Raw genomic sequence first — 21,666 nt, forward strand, 5'->3', positions numbered from 1 at the left:
TCTATAAACATAAATCACCTATTTGTATTCTTCAGTAATCAGATCAATAAATGATTTAACCTGTGGTAACTCTAACACCCTACTATCATATGAAATAAATGTGTCACGTAATAGTGCCACTCCGTCTATTTCTACCTTCTCAACATGGAAATTTGAAAGATCCATTGTATTTGTAATCAATGAAGGCAAAACAGTCATACCTACATCATTTAAGAGTAATTCACGGCAAGTTGTAATTTGATCGACATGAATCTGTGGTAAGTAAGGTCTATTAAAGCGTGCTTCGAAGAATTGTTTTAATTGATTGCTGTACCAAGCGTCGGCTTGGAATTCAATGAGCGGTTGTTCTTCAATTGGTTTGTTTTTAGGCGCAACTAGATAGTGTTCATCACTAAATAATAGGACGTTCTCCTTGTTTAACACCTTATTTCCACGTGTGATTGACACGTGATACTTATCTGCATTTGTAACAATCTTTGACGTAGACCCAACTTGAACTTGTACGTTCACCATTGGATATTCTTTTAAGAACTTCTCTAATACAGACGGAATAATCGTATAACCAATTAGTGAAGCAACACCAATCGTTACCTTCCCATCGATATTTGAACGATTTCTATTAATGGAATCCATTAAATGGGTTTCTTTGTCGACCACATGTTTTGCGTGTTCGATGATTTTTTCACCAGCACTCGTTACGATTAGTTCTTTTTTGGTACGGATAAAGATCTGTGTGCCCCACTGTTCTTCTATCGATTTTAATCTTTGACTCACTGCAGGTTGCGAAATGTATAACACCTCTGCTGCTTGTCTTAATGTTTTAGTCTCATTTAACGTAACGAGTAACTCGTAATCATCAAATCTCATTTTATCTCTCCATCACTTTCTGATACGCAAACTGCGCTAACTCTTTGAATTTGCCAAAATCTTTCCTAATATCATCAACCAATTGATGTGCGATTTTATACGCAAATTCTTTTTCTTCCTGTGTCATCTTTTTGTACTTAACTGCACGGACAACATCTTCTTCATCCACAATTTCACATCGACCATCAGGTAGAGCAAGTACGTCTAAGTACATGTCTTCACGTCGTGCTTTACCAAGTTCTAATGTGTGGGATTTATTAATATCAAAGTAGTACTGTACTACATTGTTTTTGTCGTTGTACATTACAGTCATGCTATAATTTGTGTCTTCAGGCATGATTTGTAACCATGTGAAATGATTATCCGCGACTAATACATCTTGATCGATGATTTTAACAGTTAAGGGCGCTTTTACTTCTTTAATTTGTAGCGCGCCAATGAGTACACTCGTCCCTTGATACGACGTTAATACTTCTTTGTAAAAGCTGCGTTTCAAACGGCGCCATTTACGCTTATCTAAGTATTTTGTTTTCACTGTACTCAACTCCTTAACTAATTATACAAAATATCGAAATAAAAAGTATAGCTATAAGAATAGCTTATCACTATCTAGTAAAAATAAAATAAAAAAAGACGGTTTCCCGTCTTTTTTATTCGTCTACTACGACGCTGAAGTATGTTCCAAGAGGTTCTTCAGCTATAATATCTTCCTCATTCATCATTGGAGTCACAAGAAGTAGCGTGTCTCCTTCTGTATTGAACTTGTAACTATCTAATTGTTTAGTTGCTTCTGTTAGGTTTTCACCTTCAAGTAATTCAATGTCATATTTTTCTTTAAAGTTTTCATAACTCATGTAGTTTAAGTCTTCGTAGACTTGGTCTTTATCTTTTACTTTTGATAAATCGATTTTGTACATTGACGTGTATGGCTCTTCTAAATCAAGCAGTGTTGTCATGCTGTAGTCATATTCTTTTAAGAAATCCGTCACTGCCTTATTATAGATTGAACTCTCGCCGTATAGATGAGCATAACCTGACTTCACTCCAAGGCCAAATGATGCTTTACCTGTATATTTGACTGCTGCTTGACTCATATTTTTAAGTGATCCATACTCTTTTTTATAGTTCTTTTGGAGTTGTTCTACGACTTTGTCTGTACTATTAATTTCATCGCCACCATAGAAGTTTAAGATATCTAGAGATCCGTTCTCATACTTATTATCTTCTTTTAGGTTATAGAAGAAGTCGTTCTTCACTGTGAGTGCTGAACTATCAATTTGTTTAAGTACGCTCATAATTTTCTCATCAGGATCTTCTAACACTTGGTACTCACGGTGAATTTTAGTACCATCTTTTAACAGATAGTTGATGTTAATTGTATTCAAAAGTTCATCTGTATTATAGACTTTAAGCTCTTGATCTTTTAGAGTTTCATGCAAGTTGATGACATTTTTAACATCATCAGCCGCTCTTGAGTATTCATAATCTGACCTGAAATATTCATCTACTTCACCTGAAGAGTAGTATTGTGTAGATGACCAGTCTGAAATTTTTACTGCCTCAACTTCTGAAACTTCAGGAACGGTAGAGACATACATCTTCCATCCTGTAATAAAGATGACCCAGAACATCGCGATTGCACCAATCGTGATAAATATATTTTTTAAGTTAAACGTGATGCGCACGTTATCTTGCATGAACATTAACGCTAAAATATATGAAATGAGTGCACCAATGGCAAACATAAATATTGTAACAATAATGCCGGCTGGAATGAGTACTGTTAAACCAAGACCAATCATCAGCATACCTAAAATTGTGAGTATAACTACGATGATGTGATATAACACTGTATAGTTGAAAACTGAGTTTACGTTTTCGTTTTTTCTATTCTTATATAGGAGATAACTTCCTACGAATAGGACAATCGCAATCAGAATCCAGATGATGAAGAGCATTTTATTCAAGTCACCTGATTCCATTTCTACAAACGTTGAAACTGGGAATGATAATTTCGTAAGAAACTCTGAATTCATGAGTATCGTTTTTGGTACTCCATTAAAGAAGTATGAACCGTTCATAATCACGGAAGTAAATAGGACGAGCGGTAAGAACATCGCAATGACAATCATTTCAAGGTGTAGGTTTAAAGAGTTCACTAAGAATCCTACGAAGAGACTGATTGCATAGATGATGAACTGCACTACGAGTGTGAACAATGCCCATACGAGTATTTCCATCGGTGAAATAAGTCCTTTTAAGATTGGACTCATGATAAGGGCAATGATCGAAACAATTACTAACGGGATAATCATTGCTACGAATCCAACGATATTCGCATTTATGAAAATGTTGCCACGTTTGATTGGTAAACTATGAATGTAGTCTGACGATGCTTCTTTGTTCTTGAATCCAAAAAGCATGACTGCAAGTGTCACTGCAAAGATCATGGATACCATCATCTGCAGTATGCCGTAATTGATGAGTGTATTTCCTACTGAGTAAATTTCAGGATTATAAATGTTAAACTGACTTGCTTTACTCATGATGTACAGAGAAACTGGAACGAGAATAATCATTAAAAGCGTGTATGCAAAAGTAGCCCAGAATATTGTTCCAGTAAAGTACTTTGTGAGTACACTATTCGATGATAATATTTTCGATTTCATAACCAATTTCCCCCATTTCATACGCAAATATTTCTTCTAACGTTAATGGTAAGATATCGTACATGAGTGGATTGTATTTTGATACTTTTTCCTCTACATTACTGATATCTCCACGTAAGATACATGTGATAATGCGCCCTTTTATAGACTTGTGGACAACATTTAAGTCTTTATAGAAGTCTTCACTTGGAAGTTCTTTAAATGCAATCTGCAATTTACAGTGTGAGCCTTTAACCTCATTTAAGTCTTGGCTAATTAATACGTGACCTTCATGCATAATTGAAACAGCATCACATAAGTCTTCCATTTCACGCAAGTTATGACTCGATGCTAGGACTGTTAGCCCATGATTTGCAATATCTTGCATCATGATGTTTTTTATCTGGCGTCTAACGATTGGATCTAGCCCATCGAATGGTTCGTCAAGTAACATGACCTTCGGCTTTGATGAAAAAGCAAGAATAAATGATGCTTGACGTTTCATACCCTTAGACATCTGGCTGAGTGGCTTTTTAGGATTCAGTTTAAAGAGCTCACATAGTGTCTTAAATCTCGTGTTACTGAAGTTCGGATACATCGCCCGGTAGTACTCTGCCATCTTATTGATTGTTGCTCCGGGGAAGTAGAACGGGATGTCGTTGATGAAGAGCACGTCTCTTTTTGTCGATACGTTCTCGAAAATCGGTGCGTCATCGTACAGAACAGTTCCGTTATCTGCTTTGTAAATACCTGCTAACACTTTCATTAACGTTGTTTTACCTGCTCCGTTTGATCCTAAAAGTCCGTGAATCGTCCCGGATTCAACGACGATGTCTGTTTTATCAACGGCTTTAAATTTACCGAAATGTTTATCTACATTATTCGCTACGATTTTCATCTACATTCACCTCTTCTATCTCGTCTTCCACAGCGTCTATGATTCCTACAATTTCGTCCTTCGACACATTTAAGAATAATAGTTCTTTCAAAATTGAAATTAGATCTTCTTTTAATGCACTGACATGTACTTCTGTTTTCATCTCACTTACCTCTTTCACATAACTTCCCTTACCTGGGAGAGAATATATATATCCAAGTTGCTCGAGTTCTCTATATGCTTTTTGAATAGTATTCGGATTGATTGTGAGTTCACTAGCCAGTTGACGTACAGATGGCATTTTCTCATCTGCCTGTATGACGCCTTGGAAAATCATCTCTTTAATGTGCTCAACCAATTGTTCGTAAATGGGTATACGGCTTTTCAAATCTAGATCAAACATAGACACACCTCCTATATCATCTGTATTAATTAGTATAATACAGTTAGAATGGGTCAAAGTCAATTAAAAAATATCTGTGAATGTATAAAAAAAGACATGTTTCTCTTTCGGAAACATGTCTCTATCATTTATTCGCCTAAGTTCACATTGTGGTGTACTGATTGTACGTCTTCTAAGTCTTCTAATGCGTCGATGAGTTTCTCAAATTGTGCGAGGTCTTCATCGTTTAACTCTACTTCGTTTTGTGCAACCATTGATAGTTCTGCCACTTCATAGTCTTCAATGCCAATTTCGTCTAATGCAGTTTTGATTTCGTTGTAGTCTGTCGTTTCACCGTATACAACTGTATAATCGTTTTCTTCTGTTACGTCTTTAACGTCCACATCTCTTTCTAAGAGTTCCATCATAATTGTGTCTGCGTCAAATCCACCAAACACAAATACTGAAACTGCATCGAACATGTAGCTTACTGCACCACTGACACCCATGTTACCACCATTTTTACCGAATGCTGCACGCACGTCACTTGCAGTTCTGTTGTGGTTGTTTGTCAGTGCATCTACAATAATCATTGAACCGTTTGGTCCAAATCCTTCATATCTTAATTCGTCGAAGTTTTCATCGTCTGTTCCTTTTGCTTTGTCTATTGCTTTATCGATGATGTGCTTAGGAATTGAAAATGTTTTGGCACGTTCTAATACCATTTTGAGTGCTATATTACTCTCAGGATTTGGCTCTCCTTTTTTGGCAGCGACATAAATTTCACGGCCAAACTTAGCGTAAATTCTACTCGTATTTTGGTCTTTTTGTGCTTTCTTTTCTTTAATGTTGTTCCATTTTCTTCCCATTTTCATCTTCCTTACTTACAAATTTAACTTTTTTATTATAACAGTATATGCGCTATTCTGGTTTATTTTTTTGATTCTCTTCTAATAATGTGTTGTTAATAACCATTTCTACCTGATAAATTCTCGATACAAGTCCGTGTATTGGTGCCTGTGTCATCTTGTAGACTTGCCATGGAAGTCTTGATTTAAAGTCATGAAGCATCATTATAAATGATTTGTTATCAGGTAATCCTCTAAATTCAAAAGTTGCTTCTGCTCCTTTTTCAAGGAGTGATCCACCGACAACTTTCAGAAGAATCATGCGTTCTTCTTCATTTTCTCTATCTCTTTCCATGATGAGCATGGCTTTATCTAAAGCTGGAAATGTAATTTCAACCGTATCATCGTTAGATTCAATTTCGACAATACCGAATACAATCGTGTCGACCCATTTGAAGTAATATTTCGCAACATTTTCTAGCGTCCAACCTTCCGGAATTTGGGCACGTTGTGCACTGCGCATTGTACGATTCGATGGATTTTTATATTTTAAACTCTTTCCATAACGAAGTAGTTTCGTATCTGTCCTTACGACTGGCGTTTTGTATGCAGTTAAAATATCTTTCACTTCTTCGTGGATGATTTCTTCTGATACATACACGATTTGTTTTACTGTTGAATCTTCGGCTGCACGTCCTAAGTTATCTGCAATAAGTTGTAAAAACGTGTCGAATCGTCCCTGGTTTAATCGTGCAAATCGCATGATGGGGTCTTCGTGAAAAATAACAATATCCATGCTTGCAACTGCTTTTCTCATATCATCGAGCTTATAAAAATCAAGGTCTAGTCCGTTGATTTCACCATAGTGATTGGGTTTATCTGGATTAATAAACGCATAAATATCATTGTCGTCTTTTAACGCGTGATACAGAGACTGACCGACCTCTCCATATACACCCATCAAGAGTATGTTTGCCATTACCTCACCTACACTCCATTAAAGTTGATGTTTCTGCCTAGAATTAGAAGAATAAAGAATAATGCAATCATGACGATTGCCATGCTGAGAAACGGTAGTCCAAACAGTGTTGTGAAGTACCCAGCAAGTGTCGAACCAACAACTGATCCGAGTGAAAAATAACTGTAGAATATCCCGTTTGCTTTCCCACGTTCACTCATGTTGGCGAATTGTCCGATAATCTTGTTCATAGATGGGAATATGAATGCATATCCACATCCGTAAATCGCGAGTGTGACGTACATAAATGTGAGTGATGTTGCAAAGTGTATACAAATCATTGAAATTGTGATGATTAAAATACCGAGCTCAATCAGTCTGATTGAAGACACTTCTGTATACATTCTATTTAGTGGTGTACTAAATATGATGACTGCTGTGATTCCAAATACACTGAGTAACGCTCCCGTAACGTGGTCTGCAAGTCCGAGTTCCATCGTTTTTAATGGGAGTGCGAATGACAATGCGCCCATCGAAGTCATGAGCGCGAGTGATGACAGATACGATACATTTAATGAACGTCTTTTTAGTAATTCTGTCCACGATGTTTCATTGGATTGTTTTCTCGATTCAATCGTCGAACTTTCTTTCGTACCAACCGCTGTTAATAAGAATCCAAGTACATAAATCCCCGCAAGTATCATGTAAAGTGTTTCGTAACTTGCTTTAAATGAAATGATTCCACCCATAGCAGGTCCAACAACTGCCGCTGAACCAATCGCAATTCCAGTGAATGCCATTGATTTACCAATGGCTTGTCGTCTTGAAATATCTTGCACTAAGCTAAATGCTGCTGGTGTCAATGTTCCACTCGTAAATCCGTGTAACGCACGAATAACGATCAACACAGGGATGGATGGTGTCGACACGTACACACTGATGATAATGACTTGTAACAGCATCCCGATAAGTAGTGTCTTTTTACGACCCACTCTGTCTGAGAAATACCCCCCGATAATATTACCGAGTAAATTTGTAACTGAATATGTAGCAACCACAATGCTTGCCGTGAATTCATCTGCACCTAACGACATTGCGTACGGTGTCACAACTGGAAGTTGGACAAACAAGTCTAGGAAGCAAATAACAATTATAAAATAAATTAATCCTCTCATCCTCAACGTCCTTATATTATATATACAACTTTTAATTACCATTATTAGATTATAACAAAAAAGACCCCAGTAATCACTGGGACCGCTTGTTTAAACGCTATCTTTTTTGTTTAATGTACTTTCATATTTGTCAATAATACCAGCGATTGCCGCATCACCAGTAATATTTGTTGCAGTACCGAAACTGTCTTGAGCAATGTACAGTGCAATCATGAATGCGACCGCCGCTTCACTGAAGCCAAGTTGCGATACTAAGATACCGCTCGCTGCCATAATCGCCCCACCTGGAACACCAGGCGCTGCAACCATTACAACACCAAGTAAGAAGATAAACCCAATCATCTTACCAATACCGGCAATCTCAAATCCTGGCATAACGCTCATTACTGCAACTGAACATGCAGTGATTGTGATTGTGGATCCTGATAAGTGAATTGTAGCACCAAGTGGAATAACAAAGTCGGCAATCTTTTCACGAATACCTGCTTCTTTTGCTTTTGGTAATGTTACCGTGATTGTCGCTGCACTACTCATTGTGCCTAGTGCTGTAACGTATGCCGGTATCATTGTCGCAAGCATTTTGAATGGATTTTTCCCAAGCAAGCTTCCCGCGATTGTATACTGAATAACAAGCCATATCCAGTGAAGAATTACTGCTACAAGTAATACAACTCCGAATACAGATAGTGTTTTAAATACAGTACCTGTAGATGACATTCCGGCGAATACACCTGCAATATAAAATGGAAGGATTGGAATAACTACGCGTTCGATTAAGAACTCTACGATTTCTTTCCCTTGGTGTACCCATGTTTTCATCGTTTCTGCTTTTAATATGTTCATAACAATACCGAATGAGAACGCGAGCACTAATGCAGTTAAAATATCCATTGGTGGTGGAATATCGAATTCTAGGAATGTTTTAATTCCTTCAGATTCCTCTGGCACTGACCCGCCACTTGTAACAACTGGCATGATGAAGCGTGCGACGAAATATGCAAGTAGTCCTGCACAGACTGTTGATATGTATGCAACCCCGATTGTTGCTCCCACAACTTTTCCTGATCCCGTTCCAATAGATGAAATACCATCCGCAATAAAGAAAAAGATGATGAGTGGAATCAAGAAGAAAATAAATGAACCGAGCACTGACTGCATCGTCACGAATAGACGTGCAACAACCTCCATGATTGATTGAGCCGTTGTGCCATCAGAAGTTAAATAATAACCTCCACCTACTACAATACCAAGAACAATCCCTGCAATTAATTTACCTAATAGCTTCATATTATTCCTCCTTTTTTATCGGTATGTATTAAAACACTTTTTCATAAGCGACATACCAGCGGTCTAATCGGCCATGTAAATTCAACTTACCGCGATATTCATACCCACGCTTTTCAAACAAACGTTGCATTGGTATGTTTTCTAGTGATGTATCAGAATGTACCCCAAGATATCCTTTTTCTTTGAACATCTCTTCTGCATTTTCCATTAGTCTAGATGCGATACCTTTTGAATGTACATCTGGATTTACTGCTGCTCTATGGAATGCAATACTATCAAGTCTCGTGAGTTCCCATGGGATATCATCGTATTCAAAGGCATGATTGTCATCTGCAACAATAAAGCCAAGCACTTCCCCATCTTCCTCATATACGTATAGAGAACGGTTTTTAATATCTTGTAAGAAAATTTCCTCATTTGGATAGTGCTCATTCCACTGCTTGTTCCCTGACTTTTGCATTACTTTTACGACACGATTTTTAATGTCCATTATGGTGTGAATATCTGACTCTTTACCTTGTCTGATTCCCATAGATCATACTTCCTTTTTCAAATAAGTGTTTTAAATTATACTCTATACATGGTATTATACATATATGTAAAGCGTTTTAATAGATTAATATAGTAAGGAGTTTGACAAATGTTCAAATTTGATAGAGATACAAAACCATATCATTTAACAAATTTAGTATTTTACCTCTTTACCCTAGTAGTAATCGGTGCAATTTACTATTTCGGTTTCTTACCACCGTTATTAGACGCAGTAGACGAAGGGTTTTTCAGTAACTTTGGACTTAGAGAATTAGGTGGATCATTATTCTTCTTAATCCTAATCATCATACCACTCGCACTAATCTTGGGCATTATTTATCACCTCAAAAGATACTTAAACCCAGAAACTAGAGCACATGTTAAATAAGATATACATAAACGCCCTATCCGTGAGACGTGATTCTCATGAATAGGGCGTTTTGTTTTTATCTTGCAAAAAGTAGTAAGAGTCCGAGCAATCCAATCATTAAAAAGACCCATACTTCAAAGTGGCGATTGGGGTTTTATCAGTGAGGCATTTCCTGAGAAACGTGGCAATGACTAGGTGTGGTACGGACATAATAAATATAGGAATCATATGTGCCGTCCAAATATTACCGGCACTTGCCCAATGACAAAAAACATGGACGTGACTTTGAAGTGCCCTTGGATTGTGTTTTTGAAATCGAGCAGATCATAGTATGCTTCCTGCGAGCATGACTATGAGCGATTTGTATTTTATATTTTTGAAATCAGATGACACTTTGAAGTGTGCACCAACAAGACCCGAGAGGTCGATCAGGGAAAGTAGCGTCATGCTCATGAGAGCTTCGCCGAATAAGAAAAGCGTGCGGACCAGTGTGCCAAGAAAATTGCATTAATATGTCCGATAAAAACACGAAATCATGGGTTTTTGTCAGTCCGTTGATAATTTTCATTTTATCTTTGAGATAGGAACTAAAAAATTGTCCTATATAGAAGATAAACCACTTATCTTTCAGATGGGAACTAAAAACAATTCCTATATAGAAGATAAAGCACTTATCTTTGAGATAGGAACTAAAAACAAATCCTATATAGAAGATAAACCACTTATCTTTCAGATAGGAACTAAAAACAATTCCTATATAGAAGATAAACCACTTATCTTTGAGATAGAAACTAAAAACAATTCCTATATAGAAGATAAACCCAGCCACACTCTCCAAAATCAAAAAAACTCCTCTCAAGCACCACACGGGCACTCAAGGGGAGTAGTGTGTTTATCTATTGTCTACTTTTTCTGGGTACATGTCGTGGTTCATCATGCGATGTTCTGCCCATTCTTCGTACTTCGTGCCTGGTTTTCCGTAGTTTACGTATGGGTCAATCGAGATTCCGCCTCTTGGCGTGAACTTGCCCCACACTTCAATATATTTCGGATCCATGAGTTCAATCAGATCGTCCATAATCATGTTGACGCTCGCTTCGTGGAAACCGCCGTGGTTTCTATAGCTGAAGAGATACAACTTTAACGCTTTGCTCTCCACCATTTTAACGTCTGGCACATATGAAATATAAATCGTAGCAAAGTCTGGTTGTCCTGTCATTGGACATAGCGTCGTAAATTCTGGACAATTAAATTTCACAAAGTAATCTCTGCCTTGGTGATCGTTCTCAAACGCCTCTAACACTTCTTTGTTATACGTATCGCTATACTTCACGTCTTGATTTCCAAGTAAAGTTAAATCTTTCATACCGTCAGTCAAATTAAAATCCCTCCTAAAATGCACGATGCCCAATATCTTTACGATAAAACACTGCATCGTTTTCAAATTCTATTTGACTGACTTTATTATAGGCATCTGTCTTCGCATCTTCAATCGTTTGTCCGCGACCAAGCACAAGTACTGTACGCCCGCCGCTCGTCTGAAACGTCGTGTCGCCTGTTCTCTTCAATGCACTGATGATGCAGTCGTCTTGAATACTTTCGGGTATCACAACTTCACTTCCGAGTACTGGTGTTCCTGGATAATTCTTAGATGCCAGCATCACCCCAACCACATATTCATCTCTGAATTTCAGTTCGGTTGCTTGTTTTTTATCTAGATCCATCAACACTTCCAATAAATCGCTCTCCATTAAATCAAGCAATACTTGTGCTTCCGGGTCGCCTAGACGTGCGTTATACTCAATTGTTTTCACGCCGTCTTTTGTTACAATCGCTCCAAGATAAAGAACTCCGAAATAATTCATGCCTTCAGACACCATCGCATCGACTGTCGGCTTTACAATTTTTTCTATCGCTTCATCGACATACTTCTGATCGATGTAATCCACCGGAGCATACACACCCATCCCACCAGTGTTCGGGCCTTTATCTCCATCATATGCACGCTTGTGGTCTTGTGCGATAATGTTGAACGGTATAAACGTATCGCCATTTACGAATACCATCAGACTGAATTCGTCGCCGTCTAAAAATTCTTCGATTACGAGTTCTTCGCCTTCCGTCTGTAACGCATCTACACCGTCTAACGCTTCTTCAAGCGTGTGCGCGATGATCACACCTTTACCTGCAGCAAGTCCGTCTTTCTTTAAAACAATCGGAAAGTCTGAAGTTTTAAGATACGTTTTCGAGTCTTCTACGCTTGTGAATGTCTTGTGCGTCGCCGTCGGTATATCGTACTTCTCCATCAGTGCTTTCGTGAATGCTTTCGATGACTCCATCTGCGCTTCATATTTACGCGGACCGAACACTTTCAGTCCGAAGTCGTCTTCCAGTGTATCCGTTAACCCTTCAGAAAGTGGGGCTTCTGGACCGATAAAGACCCAGTCGATTTTGTTGTCACGAGCGAACTCACCAATTTTTTGGTGATCACTCACATCGATATCCGTTACACACTCCGCTTCAGTCACGCCGTCGTTACCGTTTAGAATGTAGATCTTTTCACTATGTTTTGACTTCGCTAACGCTTTTACAATTGCAGCTTCGCGTCCACCGCTTCCAATAACTAAAGTATTCATAATGTCTCCTTAATGTTTGAAATGGCGTTTTCCAGTAAATACCATTGTCATACCGTGTGCGTCACAGTAATCAATTGATTCTTGGTCACGCTTAGATCCACCTGGCTGAATAATCGCCTTGATACCTGCTTTGTCTGCTGTTTCTACTGAGTCTGGCATTGGGAAAAATCCATCACTTGCCATAACAACGTTATCGCCCATTTCGATTGCGCGTTCAATCGCAATCTTCAGTGCACCAACACGGTTCATTTGTCCAGCACCAATGCCGACCGTTTGTTTATCGTTTGCTAGAACAATCGCATTAGATTTAACGTGTTTTACCACTTCCCAAGCAAGTGTCATTGCTTTAAGTTGCTCGTCTGTTGGCTCTGCTTTTGTCACAACTTTAATATCGTCTAAATTCAGGTGCTCTGCGTCTCTCGACTGAACAAGGTAGCCACCGGAAACACTCACGATTTCGTCGTCGTTGAAGTTCTCAGTGAAATCTACTTCTAAGACGCGTAAGTTTTTCTTCTCTTGTAAAAGTTCAAGGGCAGCTGCCGTATACTTCGGCGCAATAATCACTTCAAGGAATATCTTAGAAAGTTCTTGAGCTGTTTCCAAATCCACTTCTTTGTTCAGTGCAACAATCCCGCCAAAGATTGATTGCGTATCCGCTTCATACGCATTAATGTATGCGTCATGAATCGTCTCACCAACACCTACACCACAAGGGTTCATGTGTTTTACAGCAACTGCTGCAGGTTTCGTGAATTTACGTGCTAAAAGATACGCACTGTCTGCGTCACGTAAGTTGTTATATGACAATTCTTTACCATTAAGAATTTTCGCGTTTAAAATCGTGTTCTTCTCATTTGAAGTCTTCACGTATTTGGCAGTTTGTTGTGGGTTTTCACCGTAGCGAAGTGTCTTCTCATTTTGACTGAAGAAGTTCACAATCGCTTGGTCATAGTTATTCGTATGGCTGAACACTTTGATCATGAGTTCTTTTCTGTAATCTTCAGTCACATCGTCCGTTTCGATTCTAGAGATTAACCCCTTGTAATCGTTAGGGTCTACAACCGCAATCACATGCTTGTAGTTCTTCGCAGCTGCACGGAGCATCGTAGGACCACCGATGTCGATATTTTCAATCGCCTCATCGATTGTTACGTCAGGATTTTTTACAGTTTCTTCGAACGGATACAGATTTACAACAACCATGTCGATTAACTCAATTCCATTACGGCTTAGGTCTTCTAAGTGACTATCTTTACTTCTGTCTGCTAAGATTCCACCATGAACGCTAGGGTGCAATGTTTTTACACGACCATCCATAATTTCTTCAAACTGTGTTAATTCATATACACTTTTAACTGGGATATTGTGGTCTTCTAAGAACTTTAACGTTCCACCCGTTGAGTATAATTCATAACCGTTTTTTACTAAATCACTGGCAAAAGTATCCAGTCCACTCTTGTCAGATACGCTTAACAAAGCTTTCATTATAGTTCCTCCAGTACCATTTTTAAGGCTTCAATATATAATCGATATTCTATCTCATGTATTTTTTCTTCGAGTGTTTCGAGTGTGTCTGTATCTTCTACACCCACTGCTTCTTGAGCAATAATCTTACCTGTGTCAATTCCTGAATCCACGTAATGCACTGTCACACCTGTCACTTTCACGCCATATTCAAATGCGTCTTTGATGCCTTCTGGACCTTTAAACGATGGAAGTAATGAGGGGTGCAGATTGATGATTTTGTCTTCATATTTGCTGATAAAATTAGGAGACAAGATTTTCATGAATCCTGCTAAGACAACGAGTTCTACGTCACACTCTTTAAGTATGTCGAGAATTTCTTTTTCAAAAGTCTCTTTTGTATAGTGCTTTCTATCTACAACTCGGTAGGGAATATCGAGTTTTTTTGCGCGTTCAATCGCGTATGCATTCGGGTTATCTACAATCAAGACCTTGATAGTAATATCAAGGTCTGATTCTGCTATATTCTGGAAATTCGATCCAGAACCTGAAGCAAGTATAGCGACATTAGTTGCCATAAAGCTCAAGTCCTTCGCCTTCAACAACCTTACCGATTAAAACAGCCTCTTCACCGTTTTCTTTTAAGATATCGATTGCTTTTTCTGCTTCGTCTTCTGATACGACAATCATATATCCAATTCCCATGTTGAATACGTTATATGCTTCTTCTTGGCTGAGGTTTGACGTCTCAATTAACCAGTCAATCACAACAGGGATATCAATCGTTGAAAGATCAATCTTTGCGCTTAACCCTTCAGGTAGTGCACGTGGAATATTTTCATAGAATCCGCCACCTGTGATGTGACTCATTGATTTGATTGCGACGTGTTTTTTAAGTTCTAATACTGGTTTCACATAGATTTTAGTTGGTTCTAATAATCTTTCGATTAATGGCTTACCTTCTAAATCCATATTGAAGTCAACATTATTGTCTGATAACACTTTACGCACGAGTGAGAAACCATTCGAGTGTACACCACTTGATGGTAGACCAATAATTTTATCGCCAGCTTTAACATTTCTGAAATCAACGTACTCCTCTTTTTCAACAGCACCAACCGCGAATCCAGCGATATCATAGTCGCCTGGCTTGTACATGTCACCCATCTCAGCTGTTTCTCCGCCGATTAATGCACAGTTTGACTGTACACAACCTTCAGACACACCTTTAACGATGTCTGCAACGTGCTCTGGAATCACTTTATTTACTGCGATGTAATCTAAGAAATAAAGTGGCTCTGCACCAACTGTTAAAATGTCGTTTACGCACATTGCGACTGCGTCAATTCCGATTGTGTCGTGCTTATCACTTTCAATCGCAAGTGTAAGTTTCGTACCTACGCCATCTGTTCCTGAAACTAAAATCGGATGTTTCATATTGAGTTCAGATAAGTCGAATGCTGCTCCAAATCCGCCAAGTCCGCCGAGGACTTCTTTTCTCATTGTCTTTTGAACGTGAACCTTCATTTGTTTTACAGCTTCGTATCCTGCTTCAATATCTACGCCTGCTTTTTTATATTGCTCTGACATAATTAAACTCCTTTAGATTTTTGCTCTTTCACTTGCGGAAGTACGTTATCTACCACTTCGATTGGATAATTTCCAGTAAAGCATGCATCACATTGTCCACGTGAACCGAAGCTATGATAGACTTCATGCATTTTTTCAACTGACAGATACGTCAATGAATCCGCACTGATTTCATCTCTAATTTCTTCTGTTGATTTTTTTGATGCGATAATTTCGGCATGTGTCGATACGTCAATGCCATAGAAACATGGATGCTTTAACGGTGGTGACGATACGCCCATATGCACTTCTTTCGCGCCGGCTTTTCTAAGTGCCTTAACAATATATTTCGATGTTGTGCCTCGCACGATTGAATCGTCAATCACGATAATTCGCTTGCCTTCAACGATATCTCTCACTGGCGAAAGCTTCATACGTACGGCACGTTCTCTCGCTTCTTGACCAGGTGTGATAAAAGTACGGCCAACATAGCGGTTTTTAAGTAGCCCTGCTTCATGTGGAAGGCCTGATTTATTCGCAAACCCACGAGCTGCAGCGAGCGATGAGTCTGGCACACCAATCACGATATCTGCTTCGATGTTCATCTCTTCTGCTAACGCTTCGCCTAGTGCTTTTCTGATGCGATAAGTGGAATGATGTCTGAACTCTGAGTCTGCTCTTGCGAAATAGATATATTCCATTGAACACATGCTTGGATTCTCAACGAATGAATGGCGGTCATAATCGATACCATCATCTGAAATCGTAATGAGCTCTCCTGGTTCAATGTCTCTGATATACTCCGCGCCAATAGCAGTAAATGCACACGTCTCACTTGCCACACACCAGCATCCATCAATTTTACCGAGCATAAGTGGACGAACACCATGATCGTCTAAAGCAACTGTAAGTGAGTCTTCATGTAAAATTGCAAATGCATACGCACCCTTAATTTGTCTGAGCGCACTCTTAATTTTGCCTTTTTTACTATTGGATTTAGAACGTTTCATGAGATGTGCAAATACTTCGATATCTGATGACGTTTGGAATATCGAACCCTCTGATTCTAATGCTTTACGAAGATTAATTGCATTCGTAAAGTTACCATTATGAGCGAGACCAAGATCTCCACTGTAGCTCTTGAACAAGAATGGTTGAACGTTCGCAAGTTCACTTGACGTTTTCGTCGCATATCTCACGTGTCCAATCGCATTTTTAAAAGGCTTCAGTGATTTTACTTGTTCTGTCGATAATGCTTCGTTTAATAAGCCTAAACCGCGGGCACCGAATAGAAATTCTCCGTTCGAAGCAACGATTCCTGCACCATTTTGACCACGGTGCTGCAGGCTGTGCAGTGCAATGTACGTGAGTTCACTTGCTTTTTCGTGACCCCAAATACCAAAGATTCCACACTCTTCATTCAGTCCTTTTATTTCATACATTCTGGGATAGCGCCTCCCCATAGTCCTTTAACTTTCTCTTGTTTCATATCTAAATTAAAGTTTTGTGCAGATACTTTAAAGTCATCTCCGCCTACTGTTCCGATTTCAACAGCATCTTTAATATCTAATCCTTTTTTACCAATCACAATGTAAGTGCCTGGAGTTTCTGCAAATAATAAGTCTGCACGAACATCTAACTCGACGTCTACACCTAGGTCATACGTGCTTGCGAGTTGAGCAAGTTTTACGATAAACCCACCACGTGCGATAGGTGCAATTTTCTTTAAGTCTCCGTCAACAAGCATTTTGCGTAATGTGTTCCCACGCTCTAGCTCTGTTTCAAGATCAACCACACGCTCACCGCGACGTGCAACACCATCAACAAGTTTTTCAATTTGACTTCCGTTGAACTGCTCTGTTAATTCACCTACAAGATAGATGCTGTCTCCGTTGTCGATCCACGCGTTTCTTAAGTAAGAAGAATCTTCAATCAATCCAACCATACCAATGATTGGTGTTGGATGTACTGGACCTTCTTTTGTTTCATTGTATAGAGACACGTTACCTGAAATTACAGGGATATCGAGCGCTTTACCCGCTTCAGCCATACCTTTAGTTGATTCACTGATTGTGAAATACATTTCTTTATTTTCAGGGTTACCGTAATTTAATCCATCTGTTAAACCAATTGGCACGGCACCCGTTGCGATTGTTGTTCTGAATGCGTTAAGTACTGTTTCTTTACCACCATTATATGGATCTGAGTAAACGTAACGTCCTTTCCCGTCGATTGCTACTGAAATTGCTTTGTTGCTGTCTCCAATTTGTACGACTGCTCCACCAAATCCTGAACCTTGGAGCGTGTTTTTATCTCCACTATTGAATTTAGAGTAGATGTAACTCTTATCTCCTAGAGTCGGATGACTCATGAGTTCAGTGAATACTTTTTCAAGGTCTTCATTGCTGAAATCTGTTCTGAGTTCATCTTCTTCAATTGGCTCTGATTCTAAGATGTATTCAGGCGCGTTTTCTAAGTGTTCAGTTGGAAGATCTGCGTATAATTCACCATCGTAGTAAAGTTTTAACGCATCGCCTTCGATTACTTCGCCGATTACAGCGGTAGGTAGGCCATGCTTTCTAAAGATTTCTAAAAATTCTTCTTCAGAACCATCTTCAACAACGAGCAACATTCTCTCTTGTGTTTCAGAAAGCATCATTTCGAATGGAGAAATCGTGTCGTCATCCACTGGTACTTGGTCTAAATGCATCACGATACCGTGACCACCTTTAGCTGCCATTTCAGCTGAAGATGAAGTCAGACCAGCCGCACCCATATCTTGGATACCAACCAGTTTTGGATGTTTGATTGCTTCTAAAGTAGATTCCATTAACTTCTTACCGATTTCTGGATAACCTTCTTGTGTATCAGGGATTTCTACTTTACGATCTTCACCAAGTTCTTCAGAAGAGAACGATGCACCTAAGATGCCGTCTTTACCTGTTTCAAGACCTGCGTAGATGACTTTGTTGCCAACACCTTTAGCAAGACCTTTTTGGATATCTTCATGGTTGATTAACCCAACCGCCATCGCATTTACAAGTGGACGTCCTTGGAACGCACTATCGAACTCAACTTCACCAGTTACAGCTGGAATGTCGATTGTGTTTCCGTAGTATGCAAGACCGTCTGTAGCTTCTTTTAATAACCATTTACTGTTGTCATTATCGAGTTCACCAAAACGGAGTGAGTTAACGAGTGCGATTGGTGTAGAACCGATTGAAACAATGTCACGTACGATACCACCAATACCAGTCCCAGCACCATGGAATGGTGCGACTGCTGATGGTGAGTTATGTGATTCAACTTTGAAAACAACTGCTTGATTATCGCCGATATCTACTACCCCAGCACCTTCACCAGGTCCCATTAATACACGTTCACCTTCTGTCATAAATTGGCGTAAGAATGGTTTTGAAGTCTTATATGAACAGTGCTCACTCCACATTGACGCAAAGATTCCCGATTCAGTGTAGTTTGGTTCACGGCCTAAAAGTTCTACGACTTTGTTGTATTCATCTTCTCTTAGTCCCATGTTTAAATATAGCTTTTGTTCTTTTACTTCAGTTGGTGTTGGTTCATTAAATTTAGTCATTATGTTCCTCCAAGGAAATGGTTTTTTATTTAAATTACTTTTTAAAGAATGTTGTTTCCAAACCGTCTAATGTCTCGTCAATGTCTTCAGTTAAAATAGTTACGTGACCCATCTTGCGTTCAGGCTTGCGATCTGTCTTACCATATAGATGCACGTGCCAATCAGGGTGATCGAACAGCATATTTTCTAATCTGTCCAAGTCTTTACCAAGCAAGTTCAGCATAATCGAATCTTCTAATAGATGAACTTCCGGTAACGGATGGTTACATATTGCTAAGATGTGCGCATCAAACTGACTGATGTTGCATCCTTCGATTGAATAGTGCGCTGAGTTATGTGGTCTTGGTGCAATTTCATTTACGTAGAGTGTCATATCTTTATCGACAAAAAACTCTACTGTGAACGATCCAACAAAGTGGAGTTTGTCCATGATGAGTGCTACTTGTTCTTTCGCTTCGTCAAAAAGTTCAATTCTTGACGGTACGATCGTGCGATAGAGAATTTGGTTTTTGTGTAAGTTTTCTTGTAGTGGGAAGAAGATTGTTTGTCCATCTACGTTACGTGACACTGTGAGTGACACCTCTCCCTTTAGGTCTAAATATTTCTCAACCACAAGTTCTGTTTCACCAAAAGGAACGTCTTCAATGTCAAATTCTTTTTCGATTAAGTATTGGCCTTTCCCGTCATAACCGCCTGTTGCAGTTTTTACGATGACTGGATAGTTTTCTTTCTCAATAAATTTGAGTAAATCGTTTTTAGTCTCTATATTTTTGTAAGGAACGATGCGTGCGCCTGACCCTTCTATTGTGCGTTTTTCATCGTCTCTATTTTGTAGAGTAAGTACAGTTTTCGCGCCTTGTGGTACGTAGTATGTATCGACTAGCGTTGTTAGTAATTCAGCATCGATGTTTTCGAACTCGTATGTCAGAATATCTGATCGTTCAGCGAGTTTAATGAGTGCATCTTTGTCACTGAAGTCTGCACAGATGAATTCGTGACATGTCGATCTTGCTGGCGCGTCTTCAGATGGATCTAAAATCGCAACACGATATCCCATGCGTAAAGCACTTTGTGCGAGCATCTTGCCGAGCTGCCCTCCACCGATGATGCCGATTGTTTGATTTGGATAAATTCTATTTAAGGTCATCTTGCATATCCTCCACTTTTTGTTCAAGCTCTTTTGTATATGCGTTTAATTTTTCGAAGAGTTCTCTGTTTGTTACTGCTAGGATTTTTGCTGCGAATAACCCAGCGTTCGTTGCACCCGCATCACCAATCGCCATCGTTGCGACAGGTACGCCTCCTGGCATTTGTACGATTGAGTAGAGTGAGTCTACGCCTGACAGTGCTTTTGACTGAATCGGCACTCCGATAACTGGTACGTGAGTCATGCTTGCAATCATACCTGGTAAGTGTGCGGCACCACCTGCTCCTGCAATAATTACGTCAATCCCTTTATCTTTAGCGCTTTGTGCATATTCCACCATTTTAATTGGTGTACGGTGTGCACTCACAACTTCTGTGTGCACTTCCACCCCAAACTTGTCTAGAATGTCTTTCGCTTTTTTCATCGTTGGCCAGTCGGATGACGAGCCCATAACGATACTGACGACCATTTATTCCACCTCGTTTTTAAATTCATAATTAATATACCATAAATTTGTTTTGAAACATACAAATAAACGAACTTTGTTTGAAAAAATATAAATAATGTTTGTGTTTTAATTGATTTTAAGCGATTAACATAAAAAAATAACCGATTTACATCGTAAATCGGTTATTTCGCTTCTGCCTCCGCTTGGCGGATTGCTTCGATATAATGTTGTGGTTCACGTGCTCCGTTTAAGGCATGAGAATTGTTAAAGATAAAGAAAGGTACACCTTGAATACCAAGCACGTATGCATAGTTTTCATCAGCAATGACTTCTTCTGTATATAATGAAGAGTCTTCTAACATCTCACGTGTTTTTTCAGCTTCTAATCCATTCTTTGACGCTACTTCTACTAACGTATCATGGTCAGCTAAGTTTTTGTTTTCAGTGAAATGTGCATAATAAAGCGCGTCTAGAAGCGTCTGTTCACGTCCAGATTCTGCTGCATACTTAATTAAGCGATGTGCATCGCGTGTGTTTGACGGAATAACGTCATCTAAATTTAGTGTAATTCCTACTTTTTCAGCATTAGAAATCAGCGACTTGTTGTTTTCTTTGATCGCTTCTTCAGTGCTCTGATATCTTTCAGCAAGCATTTCATATAGGGACTTCGTCGGGTATTTCTCCGCCTGATTATCTAATTCAAAACTTTTATATTTCACATTGAAATTCTCTTCACCAAGTTCTTTTAACGCCGTTTCTAAATTGCGTTTCCCGATATAGCAAAACGGGCATGATGTATCTAAATAAACTTCAATATCCATAACAGACACTTCCTCTTTATTCGTTACACATAGTGTACCAAAT

Annotated in this window: 21 protein-coding genes; 1 reads left to right on the forward strand and 20 read right to left on the reverse strand. The window is 39.0% G+C overall.

Going from position 1 to position 21,666, the window contains the following annotated elements:
- Positions 1 to 18: 18 nt before the first annotated feature.
- From IEU51_RS04815 to IEU51_RS04860, 10 genes are all read right to left on the reverse strand, one after another.
- Entirely contained in the window at positions 19 to 867 is an 849-nt protein-coding gene (locus tag IEU51_RS04815; protein ID WP_186084923.1) for a LysR family transcriptional regulator, read from the reverse strand.
- Position 868: 1 nt separating this feature from the next.
- A complete protein-coding gene (locus tag IEU51_RS04820) occupies positions 869 to 1,402 on the reverse strand; it encodes a DUF402 domain-containing protein (protein WP_186084920.1) in 534 nt (177 codons plus the stop codon).
- A gap of 115 nt (positions 1,403 to 1,517) precedes the next feature.
- Complete coding sequence (locus IEU51_RS04825; protein ID WP_186084917.1) at positions 1,518 to 3,536, reverse strand: ABC-2 family transporter permease; 2,019 nt, start codon at positions 3,534 to 3,536, stop codon at positions 1,518 to 1,520.
- Positions 3,508 to 4,413, reverse strand: a complete 906-nt coding sequence (locus tag IEU51_RS04830) for an ABC transporter ATP-binding protein (protein ID WP_186084914.1) — start codon at positions 4,411 to 4,413, stop codon at positions 3,508 to 3,510. The genes IEU51_RS04825 and IEU51_RS04830 overlap by 29 nt, the downstream gene beginning before the upstream one ends.
- On the reverse strand, positions 4,394 to 4,795 hold the full coding sequence (locus tag IEU51_RS04835; protein WP_186084911.1) for a GntR family transcriptional regulator: 402 nt from the start codon (positions 4,793 to 4,795) through the stop codon (positions 4,394 to 4,396). Before IEU51_RS04835 ends, IEU51_RS04830 begins: the two co-directional genes overlap by 20 nt.
- Positions 4,796 to 4,923: 128 nt before the next feature.
- Positions 4,924 to 5,643: a YebC/PmpR family DNA-binding transcriptional regulator gene (locus IEU51_RS04840; RefSeq protein WP_186084908.1), complete on the reverse strand. Its 720-nt coding sequence runs from the start codon at positions 5,641 to 5,643 to the stop codon at positions 4,924 to 4,926.
- Positions 5,644 to 5,695: 52 nt separating this feature from the next.
- Positions 5,696 to 6,601, reverse strand: a complete 906-nt coding sequence (locus IEU51_RS04845; protein WP_186084905.1) for a Rossmann-fold NAD(P)-binding domain-containing protein — start codon at positions 6,599 to 6,601, stop codon at positions 5,696 to 5,698.
- A gap of 8 nt (positions 6,602 to 6,609) precedes the next feature.
- Positions 6,610 to 7,755 (reverse strand): MFS transporter, encoded by a 1,146-nt coding sequence (locus tag IEU51_RS04850; protein WP_186084902.1) that lies wholly within the window; start codon positions 7,753 to 7,755, stop codon positions 6,610 to 6,612.
- Between the two features lie 90 nt (positions 7,756 to 7,845).
- Complete coding sequence (locus tag IEU51_RS04855) at positions 7,846 to 9,042, reverse strand: dicarboxylate/amino acid:cation symporter (protein ID WP_186084899.1); 1,197 nt, start codon at positions 9,040 to 9,042, stop codon at positions 7,846 to 7,848.
- Positions 9,043 to 9,070: 28 nt separating this feature from the next.
- Positions 9,071 to 9,574, reverse strand: coding sequence for a GNAT family N-acetyltransferase (locus IEU51_RS04860; RefSeq protein ID WP_186084896.1), 504 nt, complete (start codon positions 9,572 to 9,574; stop codon positions 9,071 to 9,073).
- A 108-nt stretch (positions 9,575 to 9,682) separates the two neighbouring features.
- On the opposite strand from IEU51_RS04860, the gene IEU51_RS04865 reads away from it, so the two are divergent.
- Complete coding sequence (locus IEU51_RS04865; RefSeq protein ID WP_186084893.1) at positions 9,683 to 9,961, forward strand: hypothetical protein; 279 nt, start codon at positions 9,683 to 9,685, stop codon at positions 9,959 to 9,961.
- 874 nt (positions 9,962 to 10,835) lie between these two features.
- Here the strand turns inward: IEU51_RS04865 and queF are convergent.
- The 10 genes from queF to IEU51_RS04915 all read right to left on the reverse strand — a co-directional run bounded on the left by queF (position 10,836) and on the right by IEU51_RS04915 (position 21,623).
- Positions 10,836 to 11,309, reverse strand: a complete 474-nt coding sequence (gene queF, locus IEU51_RS04870) for a preQ(1) synthase (protein ID WP_229713864.1) — start codon at positions 11,307 to 11,309, stop codon at positions 10,836 to 10,838.
- Between the two features lie 25 nt (positions 11,310 to 11,334).
- On the reverse strand, positions 11,335 to 12,579 hold the full coding sequence (purD, locus tag IEU51_RS04875) for a phosphoribosylamine--glycine ligase (protein WP_186084887.1): 1,245 nt from the start codon (positions 12,577 to 12,579) through the stop codon (positions 11,335 to 11,337).
- A 9-nt stretch (positions 12,580 to 12,588) separates the two neighbouring features.
- Complete coding sequence (gene purH, locus IEU51_RS04880; protein ID WP_186085640.1) at positions 12,589 to 14,067, reverse strand: bifunctional phosphoribosylaminoimidazolecarboxamide formyltransferase/IMP cyclohydrolase; 1,479 nt, start codon at positions 14,065 to 14,067, stop codon at positions 12,589 to 12,591.
- The gene (gene purN, locus IEU51_RS04885) at positions 14,064 to 14,621 is read right to left on the reverse strand and encodes a phosphoribosylglycinamide formyltransferase (protein ID WP_186084885.1); all 558 of its coding nucleotides are present in this window, start codon (positions 14,619 to 14,621) and stop codon (positions 14,064 to 14,066) included. The genes purH and purN overlap by 4 nt, the downstream gene beginning before the upstream one ends.
- Positions 14,611 to 15,633, reverse strand: a complete 1,023-nt coding sequence (gene purM / locus IEU51_RS04890; protein ID WP_186084882.1) for a phosphoribosylformylglycinamidine cyclo-ligase — start codon at positions 15,631 to 15,633, stop codon at positions 14,611 to 14,613. The genes purN and purM overlap by 11 nt, the downstream gene beginning before the upstream one ends.
- A gap of 2 nt (positions 15,634 to 15,635) precedes the next feature.
- Positions 15,636 to 17,054 (reverse strand): amidophosphoribosyltransferase, encoded by a 1,419-nt coding sequence (purF, locus tag IEU51_RS04895; RefSeq protein ID WP_186084879.1) that lies wholly within the window; start codon positions 17,052 to 17,054, stop codon positions 15,636 to 15,638.
- Positions 17,042 to 19,207, reverse strand: a complete 2,166-nt coding sequence (purL, locus tag IEU51_RS04900; RefSeq protein WP_186084876.1) for a phosphoribosylformylglycinamidine synthase subunit PurL — start codon at positions 19,205 to 19,207, stop codon at positions 17,042 to 17,044. The genes purF and purL overlap by 13 nt, the downstream gene beginning before the upstream one ends.
- Positions 19,208 to 19,241: 34 nt before the next feature.
- The gene (gene purK / locus IEU51_RS04905) at positions 19,242 to 20,354 is read right to left on the reverse strand and encodes a 5-(carboxyamino)imidazole ribonucleotide synthase (RefSeq protein ID WP_186084873.1); all 1,113 of its coding nucleotides are present in this window, start codon (positions 20,352 to 20,354) and stop codon (positions 19,242 to 19,244) included.
- Entirely contained in the window at positions 20,341 to 20,823 is a 483-nt protein-coding gene (gene purE / locus IEU51_RS04910; RefSeq protein WP_186084870.1) for a 5-(carboxyamino)imidazole ribonucleotide mutase, read from the reverse strand. Before purE ends, purK begins: the two co-directional genes overlap by 14 nt.
- 161 nt (positions 20,824 to 20,984) lie before the next feature.
- Complete coding sequence (locus IEU51_RS04915) at positions 20,985 to 21,623, reverse strand: DsbA family oxidoreductase (RefSeq protein WP_186084867.1); 639 nt, start codon at positions 21,621 to 21,623, stop codon at positions 20,985 to 20,987.
- Between the last annotated feature and the right edge of the window lie 43 nt (positions 21,624 to 21,666).

Origin of the sequence: Phocicoccus schoeneichii, from assembly GCF_014635565.1 — a bacterium.
Classification (GTDB): domain Bacteria; phylum Bacillota; class Bacilli; order Staphylococcales; family Salinicoccaceae; genus Phocicoccus; species Phocicoccus schoeneichii.